18 protein-coding genes are annotated in these 16,436 nt (G+C 32.7%); 12 read left to right on the forward strand and 6 right to left on the reverse strand.

The genetic code is table 11. From position 1 onward, the window contains the following. Positions 1-27 precede the first annotated feature (27 nt). From BC961_RS05310 to BC961_RS05345, 8 genes are all read left to right on the forward strand, one after another. Entirely contained in the window at positions 28-891 is an 864-nt protein-coding gene (locus BC961_RS05310) for a DUF58 domain-containing protein (protein WP_121925099.1), read from the forward strand. Positions 892-924: 33 nt separating this feature from the next. Further along, positions 925-2,556, forward strand: coding sequence for a hypothetical protein (locus tag BC961_RS05315; protein ID WP_121924821.1), 1,632 nt, complete (start codon positions 925-927; stop codon positions 2,554-2,556). After that, on the forward strand, positions 2,556-3,557 hold the full coding sequence (locus BC961_RS05320) for a vWA domain-containing protein (protein ID WP_121924822.1): 1,002 nt from the start codon (positions 2,556-2,558) through the stop codon (positions 3,555-3,557). Before BC961_RS05315 ends, BC961_RS05320 begins: the two co-directional genes overlap by 1 nt. A 63-nt stretch (positions 3,558-3,620) precedes the next feature. Next, positions 3,621-4,001 (forward strand): GxxExxY protein, encoded by a 381-nt coding sequence (locus BC961_RS05325; RefSeq protein ID WP_121924823.1) that lies wholly within the window; start codon positions 3,621-3,623, stop codon positions 3,999-4,001. 59 nt (positions 4,002-4,060) lie between these two features. Continuing rightward, complete coding sequence (locus tag BC961_RS05330) at positions 4,061-5,095, forward strand: VWA domain-containing protein (protein ID WP_121924824.1); 1,035 nt, start codon at positions 4,061-4,063, stop codon at positions 5,093-5,095. 48 nt (positions 5,096-5,143) lie between these two features. After that, the gene (locus BC961_RS05335; protein WP_170151288.1) at positions 5,144-5,902 is read left to right on the forward strand and encodes a tetratricopeptide repeat protein; all 759 of its coding nucleotides are present in this window, start codon (positions 5,144-5,146) and stop codon (positions 5,900-5,902) included. Positions 5,903-5,922: 20 nt separating this feature from the next. Continuing rightward, positions 5,923-7,668: a BatD family protein gene (locus BC961_RS05340; RefSeq protein WP_121924825.1), complete on the forward strand. Its 1,746-nt coding sequence runs from the start codon at positions 5,923-5,925 to the stop codon at positions 7,666-7,668. 122 nt (positions 7,669-7,790) lie between these two features. Next, positions 7,791-8,534, forward strand: coding sequence for a tetratricopeptide repeat protein (locus tag BC961_RS05345; protein WP_121924826.1), 744 nt, complete (start codon positions 7,791-7,793; stop codon positions 8,532-8,534). Positions 8,535-8,597: 63 nt separating this feature from the next. Here the strand turns inward: BC961_RS05345 and BC961_RS05350 are convergent, their stop codons facing one another. Further along, positions 8,598-9,104: a CvpA family protein gene (locus BC961_RS05350; RefSeq protein ID WP_121924827.1), complete on the reverse strand. Its 507-nt coding sequence runs from the start codon at positions 9,102-9,104 to the stop codon at positions 8,598-8,600. Between the two features lie 171 nt (positions 9,105-9,275). Between BC961_RS05350 and BC961_RS05355 the strand changes: the two genes are divergently transcribed. From BC961_RS05355 to BC961_RS05365, 3 genes are all read left to right on the forward strand, one after another. Further along, positions 9,276-9,632, forward strand: coding sequence for a hypothetical protein (locus BC961_RS05355; RefSeq protein WP_121924828.1), 357 nt, complete (start codon positions 9,276-9,278; stop codon positions 9,630-9,632). 111 nt (positions 9,633-9,743) lie between these two features. After that, entirely contained in the window at positions 9,744-10,763 is a 1,020-nt protein-coding gene (gene pheS, locus BC961_RS05360; RefSeq protein ID WP_121924829.1) for a phenylalanine--tRNA ligase subunit alpha, read from the forward strand. A 187-nt stretch (positions 10,764-10,950) separates the two neighbouring features. Next, positions 10,951-11,358, forward strand: coding sequence for a hypothetical protein (locus BC961_RS05365; protein WP_121924830.1), 408 nt, complete (start codon positions 10,951-10,953; stop codon positions 11,356-11,358). On the opposite strand, the gene BC961_RS14645 is transcribed toward BC961_RS05365, so the two are convergent. The 4 genes from BC961_RS14645 to BC961_RS05380 form a co-directional block, all read right to left on the reverse strand. Beyond that, entirely contained in the window at positions 11,329-11,577 is a 249-nt protein-coding gene (locus BC961_RS14645; RefSeq protein ID WP_147440530.1) for a hypothetical protein, read from the reverse strand. The two genes, BC961_RS05365 and BC961_RS14645, sit on opposite strands and share 30 nt — an antisense overlap. A gap of 17 nt (positions 11,578-11,594) precedes the next feature. Beyond that, on the reverse strand, positions 11,595-12,590 hold the full coding sequence (locus BC961_RS05370; RefSeq protein ID WP_121924831.1) for an NAD(P)H-dependent glycerol-3-phosphate dehydrogenase: 996 nt from the start codon (positions 12,588-12,590) through the stop codon (positions 11,595-11,597). Positions 12,591-12,903: 313 nt separating this feature from the next. After that, complete coding sequence (locus BC961_RS05375) at positions 12,904-14,067, reverse strand: iron-containing alcohol dehydrogenase (RefSeq protein WP_121924832.1); 1,164 nt, start codon at positions 14,065-14,067, stop codon at positions 12,904-12,906. Between the two features lie 4 nt (positions 14,068-14,071). Then, positions 14,072-14,842 carry a type 1 glutamine amidotransferase domain-containing protein gene (locus BC961_RS05380; RefSeq protein WP_170151289.1) on the reverse strand — a complete coding sequence of 257 codons (771 nt, stop codon included), beginning with the start codon at positions 14,840-14,842 and terminating at the stop codon, positions 14,072-14,074. Positions 14,843-14,927: 85 nt separating this feature from the next. Between BC961_RS05380 and BC961_RS05385 the strand changes: the two genes are divergently transcribed. Next, entirely contained in the window at positions 14,928-15,824 is an 897-nt protein-coding gene (locus BC961_RS05385) for a LysR family transcriptional regulator (RefSeq protein ID WP_121924833.1), read from the forward strand. Here the strand turns inward: BC961_RS05385 and nadD are convergent, their stop codons facing one another. Then, a complete protein-coding gene (gene nadD / locus BC961_RS05390; RefSeq protein WP_121924834.1) occupies positions 15,825-16,418 on the reverse strand; it encodes a nicotinate (nicotinamide) nucleotide adenylyltransferase in 594 nt (197 codons plus the stop codon). Positions 16,419-16,436 lie beyond the last annotated feature (18 nt).

Genomic DNA, 16,436 nt, shown 5'->3' on the forward strand with positions numbered 1-16,436 from the left:
ATGCACTACTTACTAATTACTAATAAAATGGATACAAAAGAGCTTTTAAAAAAAGTACGAAAAATAGAAATTAAAACCCGAAGATTGAGCGATCACATCTTTTCTGGGGAATACCATACTTCTTTTAAAGGACGCGGAATGACCTTCAGTGAAGTGCGTCAATATCAATACGGAGATGATATTCGTGCGATTGATTGGAATGTAACGGCACGATATAATGAAGCCCACGTAAAAGTTTTTGAAGAAGAGCGTGAATTAACCATGATGTTAATGGTTGATATTTCAGGTTCTGAAAGTTTTGGTTCTAAAAACCAATTCAAAAAAGATATCGTTACTGAAATTGCTGCAACTATGGCATTTTCAGCAACTCAAAACAACGATAAAATAGGTTTGATTTTATTTTCAGATCTGATCGAGTTGTATATTCCCCCAAAAAAAGGACGGTCACATGTTTTAAGAATTATCAGGGAGTTAATCGAATTTAAGCCTAAAAGTCATAAAACGGACATCGCACAAGCGCTAAAATTTTTATCTGGAACTCAGAAAAAGAAAGCAATTGTATTTATGATCTCAGATTTCATGTCTGAAGATTATGAACACACATTAAAAATTGCGGCTAAGAAACATGATATAACTGGAATTCGGGTGTATGACATTCGTGAAGAAAAAATGCCAGATTTAGGAATGGTCTCGATGCTTGACGCTGAAACTGGAGAAATTCAATTAGTTAATACAGGTTCGAAAAGCGTGCGAATGAATTACGAAAAATTGTATCATGATAAATTAAACTATTTCAAAGAAACATTTAGCAAATCAGGGTCAGGAGTTGTAAACACAAGAGTTGACGAAAGCTACGTGACGAAATTATTAAGTTATTTTAAATCGAGGTAAGGATTTTAAATCAGAAGCTTGCAATAATACAAAATGAAAAAACAATTACACATACTACTTCTACTGCTTTCCACAGCTGTTTTTGCACAACAAAAACAAGTGGTTACAAGTATAGATACACTTAAAAATAAAATTGGTGCCGAATTTAAACTGTCGATAAAAACAACTGTTGATGCGTCGTCTAAAGTTATTTTTCCAAATTTAAAAAACGTTGGCGCTTTAGAGGTAATTCGTTCGTATCCTATTGACACCGTTAAAGTAGATAATAAGTACGAACTTATAAAAAAATACGGACTGACTCAATTTGATTCGGGTCGTTTTGTTGTTCCAAGTATTAAGATTTTTATTAATAGCAAGCCGTTTATGACGGATTCGCTTTTAGTTGAAGTGGCTAATGTGAAAGTCGATACTTTAAAACAGAAAATGTTTGACATTAAAGATATTGCTCCTGCTGAAAATCCTATTGGGAACTGGTGGAAGTATGTTTTGGTTATTGCTTTACTAATTGGAATTGGAGCGTTGATTTATTGGTTAATTAAAAAACGTCAGGAGAAAAAATTACAAGCAGCGATCATAAAAACACCAATAGAGAAAGCAACTACATTGCTAGATACTTTGGAGAAAAAAGAATTATGGCAAAAAGGAGAAGTCAAAGCCTATTATAGTGAATTGACAGATATTGCTCGAAATTATATCGAAGAAGCAATAGAAATTCCAGCAATGGAAAGTACTACATCGGAGTTAATTCAAGGTCTTAGAGCCGCTTCTGTCAAAAAGAAAATGACGCTTTCACAAGAAATCATAGAAAATCTGGAGCGCGTTTTAAAACAAGCAGATTTAGTAAAGTTTGCCAAATCAAAACCATTGGATTTCGAAATTACAGAGGATAGAAATAAAATTCAGAAGGTGATTTTAACACTAGATAATTCGATTCCAGTTGAAGTGGAAGCTGATGAGGATATGTTGTTAAATGAAGCCCAAAGACAAAAACAGATACAAATTCAACTAGAGAAGCAGCGTAAAAAACGAATTGTAACTGCTGTAGCTTCAGTAGCTTTCATATTGTTTGCTGTGACCACATTTTTCATTATTACTAAAGGTTTTGATTACGTAAAAGATAATATTTTAGGTCATCCAACAAAAGAATTATTAGAAGGCGAATGGATCAAAAGTGAATATGGAAATCCAGGAATAGTAATAGAAACTCCGAAGGTGTTAAAGAGGGTTGACTTGACTAAAACCTTGCCTAAAGATGGTATGGCATTAATCAAAGAGATGCAATCTTTTGCTTATGGAAGTGTTTTAGATCAGTTTTATCTAATGGTTTCAACTTTAAAATTCAAACAAGAAACAGAAATCGATTTAACTAAATCAATGGATGGTGTTTTGCAGTCACTTGAATCACAAGGTGCTCAAAACATGATTGTGAAGCAAGAAGAATTTGAAACAAAAGAAGGGGTAAAAGGAGTAAAGGCGTACGGTACTTTTTCGCAAATGGATGCATTGACAAAATCAAGTTCTAAAATATACTATGAGGCTCTACTGTTTAGTCAAGAAGGCGGATTACAACAACTTTTATTGTTGCATGAAGAAGGAGATAAATACGGTGACGAAATATCAGAAAGAGTTTTGAACTCTGTTGAATTAAAACAAGCAACAAAATAATGGATAAAATAACTTTTTTAAACCCAGGATTTTTTTGGCTATTTCTTCTGATTCCAGTTGCAGTTTTTTGGTTGTTTTGGAAAAAAAATCAGCAATCAGCAACTTTGAAAATGAGTTCGTTACAGGGATTTAAAGGATCAGAATCTACGTTAACAAAGTTGAAACCACTTTTAAATGTATTCCGCATCGTAGCATTATGTTGTTTGATTATCGCAATGGCACGACCTAGAACCGTTGATGTAAGTAATAGAACCAAGACCACAAAAGGTATTGATATTGTTATGGCGATTGACGTTTCTGGAAGTATGTTAGCAAAAGATTTAAAGCCCAACCGATTAGAAGCACTTAAAAAGGTTGCAGCTGATTTTGTTGATGAAAGACCTAATGATAGAATCGGTTTAGTTATTTATGCTTCTGAAGCATATACTAAAACGCCAGTTACAAGTGACAAGCCAATTATTCTAGAGGCCATAAAAACTATTAAATATGATAATGTTCTGCAAGACGGAACTGGAATAGGAATGGGATTAGCTACTGCTGTCAATCGATTGAAAGATAGTAAAGCAAAAAGTAAAGTCATTATTCTATTGACAGACGGAGTAAATAATGCCGGGTTTATTGAGCCGGAAACCGCTGCGGATATCGCTAAGCAATACGGAATTAAGGTATACACAATTGGTATTGGAACAAACGGAATGGCAATGTCTCCGTACGCAATCTCACCAAACGGCCAATTTTTATTTCAGAATATGAAAGTAGAAATTGACGAACAATTAATGAAAAACATTGCCGCTAAAACTGATGGTAAATACTTTAGGGCAACGAGTAATACCAAGTTAGCTGAGATTTATGCCGCTATCAATAAACTAGAAACCACTGAAATCGAAGAACTAAAATTCTATGATTACGATGAAAAGTATAGAGCTTTTGTATGGATAGCAGGTTTTCTATTATTAGCGGAAATTGGATTGAGAAAAACTGTTTTCAGGAGTTTTATATAAAATTTAAACACAATGTGCACTACGAAGGCACTGTGGTCACTAAGTTTAAAACAAATTATAAAGATGGATGAAAACGAAATTTCCAAAATTGTTTTTGAAAGTGCTTTAAAAATTCATAAAGTTTTAGGCCCTGGCTTATTAGAAAGTGCCTACGAGGAGTGTTTGTTTTACGAACTTAGGAAGTACGATTTAAAAGTTGAAAAACAAAAACAATTACCGCTGGTTTATCAAGAAGTTAGATTAGATGTTGGTTATAGAATTGATATTATTATTGAAGATAAATTTATTGTTGAAATAAAATCAGTCGAGGCGCTGACAGATGTTCATTTAGCTCAGTTATTGACTTATTTAAAATTATCAAATTGTAAATTAGGATTATTGATCAACTTTAATGTCAGTTTATTAAAGAATGGTGTTAGAAGAGTAATTAATGGAACTTTATAAATACACATTAATTTGGTGCACTTTGTGAAAAAACTTTGTGACCATTGTGGTTAAAGAATATGGAATTAGACGAAAAAAAATATTTATATCTCTTGATTATACTTCCGCTTATAGTGTTAGTATTTCTTGCAAATTTATATTGGAAGAGAAAAAAACAGCGTGATTTTGGAGATTTAGAAATGGTGAAAAAACTGAGTCCAGAAAGCTCTGTTTTTAAACCTGTTTTAAAATTAGTAGTATTAGTACTTGCTTTTCTTGGGCTAATTATTGCCTTAGTAAACCCAAAGATTGGTACTAAAATGGAAACCGTAAAGCGTGAAGGAATTGACATTGTTTTTGCAATGGATGTGTCTAAAAGTATGCTCGCCGAAGACGTTGCGCCAAATAGATTAGATAAGAGTAAACAAATTGTTTCACAAATTATAAACCAGTTAGGGAATGACAGGATAGGTATAGTTGCGTATGCAGGTAGTGCTTTCCCGCTTTTACCAATTACTACAGATTACGGTGTTGCTAAAATGTTTTTGCAAAGCATGAATACTGAAATGGTTTCTTCACAAGGAACATCTCTGGATGATGCAATTCGATTAGGAATAACCTATTTTGACCAAAAAAGTAAAACCAGCAAATTATTAATTTTAATTTCAGATGGTGAAGATCATTCCGAAGATGCACAAGCTGCTGCAGAGGAAGCAAATAAAGCTGGATTAAAAATCATCACAATTAGTATTGGAACAGAAAAAGGCGCTACAATTCCTTTGAAAAGAAATGGCGTTGTAGAAAGTTTTCAGAAGGACAACAACAACGAAGTGGTGATTACTAAAATGAATAGAGAAAGTTTAGAAGCTATTGCAAAAGCGACTAAAGGCGGCTATATCAACGGAAATAACACTAAAGAAGTTCTGGAATACATCAAAGCTACTTTGGATAAAATTCAAAAAACCGAATTTGAATCTACAGAAATGGCTGATTTTCAATCGCAGTTTCAGTGGTTTTTAGGTTTTGCTTTTTTGCTACTATTTGTTGATGTTTTTCTATTGGAGAAAAAAACAAAATGGGTTAAGAAATTAGATTTATTTAACGAGAATAAATAATTATTTCTAAAAGATTTCAATTTTCTTTTAGGCATAAATAAAAAATAAATGAAAAGATTAAATAGTGTAATAATGACTTTTTTGATGTTTGCTTTTACGGCAACTGCCGGATTGTATGCACAAAAGAAGGATAGAATTTTACCTAAAGCAAATAAGGAATACGCGGAAAGTAAATTTGCAGATGCAGAAGCGGATTACAGAATTTCAGATTCAAAATTCCCTAATAAAGCAACTGCGCCTTATAATCTTGGAAATACAATTTATAAACAAAAGCAATCATCTGAAGCAAAATTTGCTTACGCGAAAGCGCTAAAAAATTCAAAAACAAGAGCTGAAAAACATCGAGCTTTTCATAATCTAGGAAATGTTTTTATGAATGAGAAGGATTATACACAAGCAGTGGAGGCTTATAAAAATGCTTTAAGAAATGATCCTACTGATGAAGAGTCACGTTACAATTACGCTTTAGCCAAAAAAATGTTGAAAGATAATCCTCCAAAGGATGACAAGAAAAAAGACGATAAAAAGGATAAAGATAAGAAGGACGACAAAAAGGACGGAGAAAAAGATAAAAAAGAGAAAGATAAAGACAAGGATAAAAAAGATGATAAAGGAGATCAGGATAAACAGAAAAATGATCCAAAACAAGATGAAAAAGGAGATCCAAAACCACAACCTGGTGGAATTTCAAAAGAGCGTTTAGAGAATTTACTGAATGCAGTAAATAAAGAGGAGAAGAAAGTTCAAGATAAAGTGAACGCTCAAAAAGTACAAGGAAAACCGGTTAAAACAGAAAAAGATTGGTAGTGCAATCTCATAATTTAAAAATGAAGAAATATTTTGTAGCGATTGTCTTTTTAATGTGCGGTTTAATCAGCGCTCAAGTTCAATTTGAAGCTCGTGTTAGTAAAACTACGCTCGCCTTGAATGAAAGACTACGCGTGGATTTTATGATGAATGTTGATGGTGATAATTTCGCGCAACCTTCTTTTGAAGGCTTTAGAATCATTGCGGGTCCTAGTCAGCAAGTCAGCCAATCATGGGTGAATGGTAGAAGTTCATTTGAGAAAGCATATTCCTATTTTTTACTTCCAAATCAAAAAGGAACTATAGTTATTAAATCAGCGGCTATTGAATACAATGGGCAAATCTATAGAACAGCTCCCATAAAAATAAACGTAACTGCAGCTCAAGAACAACCACGAGATCCAAACGATTCTCAAATTGCAGCTGATGATAATTTATATCTTGTAGCTGATGTTTCTAAAGATAATTTATATGTAAACGAACCAACTACAGTCGTATACAAACTTTATTTCGCAAATATTGGAATCTCAAACTTTAGAGAATTAAATAAACCAAAATACAATGATTTCTGGAGTCAAAATATTGAAATAAAACAACTTGTTGCTGAAGAAGGAATTTTTAAGGGACAAAATTACCGCTACATCGTATTGAAGAAAGTAGTCTTGTATCCACAAAAATCTGGAAAACTTAAAATCGAACCACTTTCGCTAGAAATTGATGTTCAATTGCCTTCTAATCGTAGGGATATGTTTGGTCGAATGTTACTCACTGAAACAAGTAAGCGCGTTTCTGCTGGAAGTAAAACTATAAACGTAAAACCACTTCCTGAAATTGGTAAGCCAGATAATTTTAGTGGTGCCGTTGGTAAATTTGATTTTAAGGTAACTCCTTCGAAGAATAATTTAAAAAATGGTGAAAGTCTAGACTTAATTGTAAGCGTTACTGGAAAAGGGAATTTAAAATTATTTAGTTTACCAAAGCCAGAGGTGCCAAATGCCTTAGAAATGTATGATCCGGTGCATAGTGAAGATATTAGTACACCGCTTTCAGGGATGAACGGTAAAACTATAGATAGTTACACCATTATTCCGCAATACAAAGGGAATTATCCTATCAAGCCATTGCAATTTTCTTATTTTGATTTGGATTCTCGAACTTATAAAACGATCAGTTCTCCAGAAATTATGGTTAATGTTCTAGAGGGACCAACACCTGTAGACACTACAAGAGCAGATGGGAATAAGAATAAAAATGCTATTGTAGATCATTTCAGACCTATAAAACTGAAAACTGAATTGAATGAAATTAACAAAAAAGATTTCTTAGGTTCTAACTTGTTTTATGTATTGTTATTTATTCCGTTTTTACTTTTGCCTTTACTTATCTTATTTAAAAATAAGCGTGAAGCATTGGCGGGAGATATTAGTGGAAATAGAATTCGAATGAATAATAGATTAGCTAAAAAATATTTGTCAGAAGCTAAGAAACAAATTAAAAACAAAGAACTGTTTTATATCGCCTTGGAGAAAGCAATGCATAATTTCTTGAAAGCTAAGTTGAATATTGAAACTTCAGAAATGAGTAAAAATAATATTCAAGAGCTGCTATTATCGCGCAATGCAAGCGAAGAAACGGTGATTGAATTCATTGCATTAACCGAAAATTGTGAAATAGCGCGCTATGCACCTTCCTCGAGTGTAACGATTCAACAGGATTTTGATAAGGCAGTTTTCATAATATCTGAATTAGAAAAACAGATTTCTTAAAGAGAATTAAAACAAAGTTGAAGTAAAGCTTTTGACGTAGAGCTCAAATTTTTGCAATTTGTTTTTAGATGAATAATTAAAAACTTTGAGATTTAGTGCCTTAATGGCAAATACAATATAAAATGAAAAATATACTATATTTATTCTTGCTTTCAACCCAAATTTTCTTTGCTCAAAGTGGCTTTGAGAAAGGGAATGCGCTTTATGCAAAAGGAAATTACTCTGAAGCTGCAGTTGCTTATGAAAGCGTATTGAATAGTAATCAACATTCGGCAGAACTTTATTTTAACTTGGCGAATACATATTACAAATTAAATAAAGTAGCACCTTCTATCTACTATTATGAAAAGGCTTTAGTGCTGAATCCTAAGGACCAAGAGAGTTTGAATAACTTGAAATTTGCTCATAAAAAAACCATCGATGAAATAAAAGTTATTCCTAAAGTAGGTTTTGCCAAATTAGTTCGCGATTTCACTGGAATCTATAATTATAATACCTGGGGATGGGCGACTGTAGGGCTGGCAACACTATTTTTATTATTTTTCATTGGGTATTATTTTTTAGAGATTACTGTTTGGAAAAGAGCTTTTTTCGTGGGAATGTTTATTGCCATTTTAGTGCTGTTAATTACCGCTTCATCAGCCATTTTTGAAAAAAGATATTTCGATACTGAGAAACCTGCAATTGTTTTTGCCGAAATGGCGAATGTAAAAAGTGAACCACGAGACGGTGGAAAGTCATTGTTTTTACTTCATGAAGGGACAAAAGTGTATGTTGAGGAAGTTATTGGTAAGTGGAAAAAAATCCTACTCACAGATGGAACTGAAGGTTGGATAGAAAGTAGTGCTATAAAGGAAGTGAAGTAATATGTGTAAATTTTTAATAAAGCTTGTAGCCTTTCATAAGCTTTAAGGTTTAATATTTTCTACCTAAACTTTCTTCTTTATTTCTTCATATCCTTTCTTTATCGAAGGGAAAACGTAACCAGCTATTTTTTGGATTGGATTATAAAAGATAGAATTGTCAAGTGTTTCTTTTTTAGCTAAATAATTATTGTAATTTATTTTTTCGAAAAGTGAAAAAAGAATACTCACAATTAGAATAGTTTTTAAGACTCTAAAAAATCCGCCACCCAATTTATTTAACCAACCTAGAAAGGCAAAATTAGCTATTCCAGTTAAAAATTTTCCTAAAATGTTTATGGCGATAACTACCACAATAAAAGTCAATGCAAAAGCAACAATTTGAATTGTATTAGGATTCCATTTTACAAATCCCATTAGAAATTCTTTCACGAAAGAAGAAAACTTAACTGCAAAATAGATACCTAAAATTAGTGAAATTAACGAAGCTAGTTCGACAAAGAGTCCGTTTACAACACCTTTATAGAAAGCAAAAATTAGCGCCGCACACAAAATAATATCTAAAAATCCCATCGTAGTAATATAAATAATAGAGATCGCAAATATAAAAGAATAGATCCATATCAATTGCCAATTTTCAACTTCTTATCTTTGCAAAAACAATTGGAATAACCACAGTAGTAAAGTATCTCTTATTGATGCTTTTAAAAGTGAAAAAATGTTATTCTACAATCAAAATTTAAAATGTCAAGAGACACACAACTTAAAGAACGCTGGGAACAGCTTGTAAATATACTTTCTGATCAATTTTCACAAGGAGAAGACTTAGACTTAGATGCAATTATATACTTGATAGGAGTACAAGAATTAGGGAAAGTCCATAGAGAATATAAAAAAGATGAAAAGCTAAACCTGATGCACATCGCTATTTGTAGATTGTTAGAACCTTACGGTTTTTACGAATTTGAATTTTTTGATGAAGAAGGTTGGCCACATTACAAAGTGAAAGAGGAGTTACCTCCATTAAAAGCGGGTGAGCAATCTGTTTTGATGAAAGAAGCAATTGTGAATTACTTTCTAGAAAGAGAAGTAATTAGCTAACGATTATTGAATAGCGACTTGCAATTTCACATTTGCTTTAAAAACTAGGAATATTAAAGGGCAAACTTAGAACAAATTACTTATTTTTGCACTCTCAATTATGGAATGAAAATGATAGACAAGATAAAAGAATATATTGGTGAAGCTCAAGCTTTCTCAACGCAGAACATAGCGGAATTAGAAGCATTCCGTATTAAATTCTTAGGAAGTAAAGGACTTTTAAAAGAGCTTTTTGCTGAATTTAAGAATGTTCCTAACGACCAGAAAAAAGAGTTTGGACAAGTTATTAATTTGCTTAAAACTTCTGCCGAAGATAAAGTAAAAGCCATACAAGAATCTTTAGAAAGTAAAGAGGAAAGTAAAGGGTTTTATGGCGATTTAACTCGTTCTGCTGAGCCAACTATTATTGGTTCTCGTCACCCCATTTCATTAGTGAAAAACCAAATCATAGATATATTTTCGAACATTGGTTTTAATGTTTCTGAAGGTCCAGAAATCGAAGATGATTGGCATAATTTCACGGCTTTAAATTTGCCAGAATACCATCCGGCACGCGATATGCAGGATACTTTTTTTATACAAACAAATCCAGATATTTTACTTCGCACGCACACTTCATCAGTACAAGTGCGTTATATGGAAAACAACAAGCCGCCTATTAGAACGATTTCTCCGGGAAGAGTTTTCCGTAATGAAGCCGTTTCTTCTCGTTCCCATTGCATTTTCCACCAAGTAGAAGGTTTGTATATCGATAAGGATGTTTCATTCGCTGATTTAAAGCAAACACTTTTATACTTCACTAAAGAAATGTTCGGTAAATCAAAAATCCGTCTACGTCCATCTTACTTCCCTTTTACGGAGCCAAGTGCTGAGGTTGATATATATTGGGGTCTTAAAACAGAAACTGATTATAGAATCACAAAAGGAACAGGTTGGTTAGAAATCATGGGTTGCGGAATGGTTGATCCTAATGTTCTTAAAAACTGTGGAATCAATCCTGATGAATACAATGGTTTTGCTTTTGGAATGGGAATCGAAAGAATTGCGATGTTACTATACCAGATTGGCGATATCCGTATGTTCTATGAAAACGACCTTCGTTTCTTAGAGCAATTCAAAGCAAGTATTTAGGTATTGCGACGAGCAAATCAATCTAATTTTTAGGAGCTATTTCCAGCTGTCCACTATATCCCCGCTCAAAAGCGGGGGATGCCGTTTCCATCTGGGCTAGGGTTTTCGGTTCAAGTGAAATTTTAGTTTTTAATACTAAACATTAATCAATAACGAACCAACTAATTGTTTCGTTTGCTATAATGACATGAAAAAAGATATTACAATCCCTGAAGTAGAAAATGTTTTCGTTGCAGTTGTCCAAGAATGGAGTGACGATTTCATGGAGAAAGTTTGGTATGCCTATCTGGTAAACGACAGTGACTTTCTAATTGAAAGTGTTATGGTAGTTTCTAAAGCTTTTGGAACTATAAATGGTGAAATGAAAAAGACATCACTTTTACGTCACGCTTTTGTAGAAGTTCCAGCTGTTTCAGTAGTAAAAATAGAAATGATTGAAAAAAGTGTTTTAACACTTAACAATGACTTTATGGTAACCTATTTCATGGATAACAAATTATACGATAAAAAGTTCATCTTCAAAGCTAATTCGATAAATGAAAAGGACGTTGAAGAAGTACCTATATTATTTGTAGATGGTGTTATTGTCAGGTAAACTAATACTGCTTTCACTTTTTACCTTTGTTCTCCAACTTAAGTAGCCAATTAAACATACTCCAAAAGTTACAAAATAAATTGTTCTAATTAAATTGTGTTTAGACAAGAAAGCTTGTTCAAAAGATAGTTGAAATAAATCCAATGTAGGAATGACTACTGCGATAATCAACCCCCAGAGACCGCAAGTCATAATTTGATATTTCCATCTTTCGCTCATAAAACTATCTTTTAAATCTAGTCCAGTTGATCCGTTAGTTTCTTAAAAACAGTTTTAGCATTCTTTCCTTCATACAAGATTGAATAAACAGCATCAATAATAGGTGTTTTAGCACCGTAAGCTTGATTTAGTTTGTATGCGCTTTTGACTGCGTAATATCCCTCAGCAACCATGCTCATTTCCATCATTGCAGACTTAACTGTATAGCCTTTGCCTATCATATTTCCAAACATTCTATTTCTTGAAAATATAGAATATCCAGTCACCAATAAATCACCTAAATAAGCAGAATCATTAATGTTTCGTTTCATTTTATGGACTTTTTTGATGAATTTTTTCATCTCACGAATTCCATTACTCATCAATACAGATTGGAAGTTGTCTCCGTATCCTAAGCCATGAGCAATTCCTGCTGCTATTGCATAAATGTTTTTTAACATTGCTGCATATTCTGTTCCTATTATATCGTCAGTAATTTTTGTCTTAATGTAATTACCAGATAAATTTGTAGCGACAACTTTAGCTTTATCGGGATCTCCACAAGCAATAGTTAGATACGACAAGCGCTCTAAAGCTACTTCTTCTGCATGGCAAGGCCCAGTTATTACACCAATGTTGTAATAAGGAATGTCATATTTCACATGAAAATGTTCTCCCACAATTAAACTCGTCTCAGGAACAATACCTTTAATTGCTGAGAAAATAATTTTATCTTGAAGTGAAACGGTTAGGTTTTGTAGTTCAGCATCTAAAAAAGCAGATGGTATTGCAAATATTATATAATCAGCATAAGCAACAGCTTCGTTGATATCATTAGTTAGTTTTAATTTATTAGTGTCAAACTCAACAGAACTTAAGTAATTAGGATTGTGCTTATATGTTCTAAGATGCTCAATAGCAGTATCGTTACGCATATACCACGAAATTTCTGAAAGATTTACACATAGCATTTTTGCAATCGCTGTTGCCCAACTTCCTCCACCAATTACTGCAAATTTTATTTTTTCGGCCATTATAATATTGAATTTAATCAAAAGTACTTAAAATTGTTTCAATTAAGCAAATTTAATCAATCCTTGTTTGCTAACAAAAACAGATCATTAATTGCAATAATCATAATTTATTAAATATATTATAATTATTTCACATATAGCACACAATATAAATAGTATACATTCGTTATAAGTATTGTTAGTACGATTTTTTAACAGATAAACAGGAATTGAATTAGTTAGTTATATTTTGAATGTTAAAAGGCGTCCTCCATGTATATGGGGGACGCCTTTTTATTTTGATCTAAGATAAACTACTAATTTTCGTTAGCTTTTAATAGCTCATTTCAACAATTGATTTTACTTTCTCTAAAGTTATGTTTTGTTTTTCTCCTAAACCTAACCAACCTCTTTCTTCAAAGCGATTCACTATGAAGTCAGCTGTTTTGTCAAATTCCTGTGTATAGTCAGATAGGTTAGTGTCCATTCCCATAGTATGGAAAAATTCGACTGTTTTGTCAATTGCTTGCTTGGCAATTTCATCTTCAGTTCCAGTTAAATTAAAAATACGTTTTCCGTATTGTGCTAATTTTCCTTTTTTAGTTTCAAACATTACTCTATATAAGTTTGGTCCTACTACTGCTAATGTTCTAGCATGATCAATTCCGTACAAAGCTGTTAATTCGTGACCGATCATGTGCGTTGCCCAGTCTGAAGGAACTCCTTTTTGAATTAATCCATTCAACGCCATTGTACAACTCCACATGAAATTAGAAGCAAGTGCATAGTCTTTTGGATTTTCAACGACTTTAGGTCCTATTTCTACTAATGTTTGCAAAATTCCTTCAGATATTCGATCCTGAAGAAAACCTTCATGAACGTACGTTAAGTATTGTTCTAGAACGTGAGTAAAAGCATCTACAACTCCGTTTTGTAATTGTCTTTTAGGTAAAGATTCAATAACAGTAGGATCGCAAATAGAAAACTTTGGAAACAACGCAGAACCTCCAAAAGCTAATTTTTCTTTGGTAGATTCAATAGTTACTACTGAACCTGAATTCATTTCGCTTCCAGTCGCTGGTAAAGTCAAAATGGTTCCAAAAGGGATAACAGTCGATAAATCTTTGATCAATAATTTCTTTTGTAAAATGTCTATCGGATTGCCTTCAAATTTTGCTGCAGCTGATATAAATTTAGTTCCATCAATCACAGAACCACCACCTACTGCTAGAATAAAGTCGATTTTTTGCTCTTTAACAACGGCTACTGCTTTCATTAAAGTTTCAAAATGTGGATTTGCTTCGATTCCACCAAATTCCACGATTTCAAAACCTTTTAGGTTTTCAATTACTTGTGCGTGAATACCATTTTTAAAAATGCTTCCGCCTCCATAAGTCATTAATATTTTTGCTCCTTGAGGAACTAAAGTTGATAGTTTTTCAATTTGTCCTTTACCAAAAACTAAATTTGTAGGATTATATAATTCGAAATTTAACATACTATTATTTTTTTAAATTTAGTTGGTTCAATAATTTCTCAGCAACTAATTTTGATGAAGCTGGATTTTGACCTGTAATTAAAAGTCCGTCTTCTACAGCATACGGTTTCCAATCAGCTATTTTAGAATAGCTAGCACCATTAGATTGTAAAGCATCTTCTAATAAGAAAGGAACAACTTTAGTTAAACCTACTGCTTCTTCTTCACTATTAGAAAATCCAGTTACTTTTTTACCTTTAACTAAATATTCACCGTTTACTTTGACATTTTTAAGTGCGCCAGGAGAGTGACATACAAAAGCTACTGGTTTTTTATTACTATAAAAAGATTCAATTAGAGCAATCGAAGTTTTGTCTTCGGCTAAATCCCAAAGCGGTCCATGACCTCCTGGATAGAAAACAGCATCATAATCTGCTTGATTCACATCAGATAGTTTATGAGTGTTTTTTAATTTAGCTAGAACGTCGGTATCCTTATCCAGTCTTTTTGTGTCTTCTGTAGCTGCAGAAGGATCTTCACTTTTCGGATCTATTGGTGGCTGACCTCCAAGAGGTGTTGCGATATCAATTTGAACTCCTTTGTCTGCTAACTCGTAGTAAGGTGCTGCAAATTCTTCTGTCCAATACCCTGTTTTTTCTCCCGTGTCTCCTAGTTTATCGTGACTAGTAAGTACAAATAATACTTTTTTCATATCTTTTTTATTTTTTTTCTGTGCAGTTGCACTCAAGCAACCTACTGTTAATGCTATAATTGTAAATACTGCAATTTTTTTCATACTTCATTTATTACTACAAATTTACGGCTAATATGTTATTAGTAAAAATAAAATAAATTATGTTTGTGATAAATATATTTATATCATGGTCAATCTTGAATGGTACAGGACTTTCAAATCTGTTTATAAAAATGGAAATTTTTCTTTGGCTGCAAAGGAGCTTTTTATCAGCCAACCAGCCGTGAGTCAGCAGATAGGAATGTTGGAAGCGCATGTTGGTTATAAACTTTTCAACAGAAAATCTAAAGGCGTGGAACCAACACAGTACGCTAAGTTACTCAATAATTTAATCATTGAAGCTCTTGAGCGATTGGAAAATGTGGAAAACGGTTTTAGAGCTAAGGCATTTAATGCCAATCGGTTAATTTCAGTTGGACTTTCAAAACACTTTATGATTAGTATGGGAAGCGTCTTACTTTCTAAATTTGATTTTATAGATTTCAGCTTTCATGAAAATGATCAATTATTCGAATTAGTAAATTCTAAAAAGCTTGATTTCGCAATTGTAACAAAGCAGTACGACACTTTCGACACCGTTCAAAAAAAGGTTGGAGAAATAAGACAAGTAATAGTTGGATCAAATACCATTAACGAATCTGAACTAAAAGCGACTATTAAGAATAAAGACAATGACGCAACTGAAAACTGGTTAAATGACCAGAAATGGTTTAGCCACGATGCAGGAATTCCACATATAAAATTATTCTGGCTCCATGTTTTTAATAAAAAAAGGCCTTCTATGGTTCCAAATTACATAATTCCTTCCGAAAATGAAATGATTGAAATACTTTCAAGAAATTTAGGTGTTGCAGTGGTGTGGGATATTAATGCAAAAAAATTTATTGGAGATAGGAAAATAAAATTATTGTGGAACAGCAAAGAAATGCCTAGTTCAGAGGTGTTTTTATTATCAGCTAAAAATGAAAACTTAAATACTATTTTCGAAAAAATAGAATTAGAATTAATAAGTGCCTTAGACTAATTACTTTTTATAGAAATTATTGTGGTCAATATATTTCCAAACTTCAGTAGGTAGTAATGGCTGCACATTCTTTCCTTTTTTAATATTATCCCGAATAAAAGTGGATGAAATTTCTACTACAGGCGCATCGATCATATGAATTTTTGTCCCGAAATGTTGCGATTCTTTTGATTCTAAGTTTTCTTCATCAGTTGATATTCTCGGATAGACATAAATTTCGTGATGCGCTATAATAGCTTCGTAATTTTTCCATCTATGAAGAGACCTTAGATTGTCTTCTCCCATAATTAACGAAAATTCATAAGTAGGATGTTTTTCCTGTAAATGAACTAATGTGTTTATGGTATAATTGGGCTGTGCTAATTTAAACTCTATATCTGAAGGTTTGATTTTAGGAAAGTCTTCAGTAGCAAGATGCACCATCTCCAAACGATGTGAATCTTCAAGTAAAGTATTTTTTTTCTTAAAAGGATTGTGCGGCGTCACCACCATCCAGATTTGGTCTAAATCAGAATATTCCGCCATATGATTGGCGATAATTAGATGCCCAATATGAATGGGGTTGAATGTTCCGAAGTAAAGTCCTATCTTCATTATCTTGGTAAATAGTGA

It is taken from the genome of Flavobacterium weaverense (genome assembly GCF_003688495.1).
Taxonomy (GTDB): Bacteria; Bacteroidota; Bacteroidia; order Flavobacteriales; family Flavobacteriaceae; genus Flavobacterium; species Flavobacterium weaverense.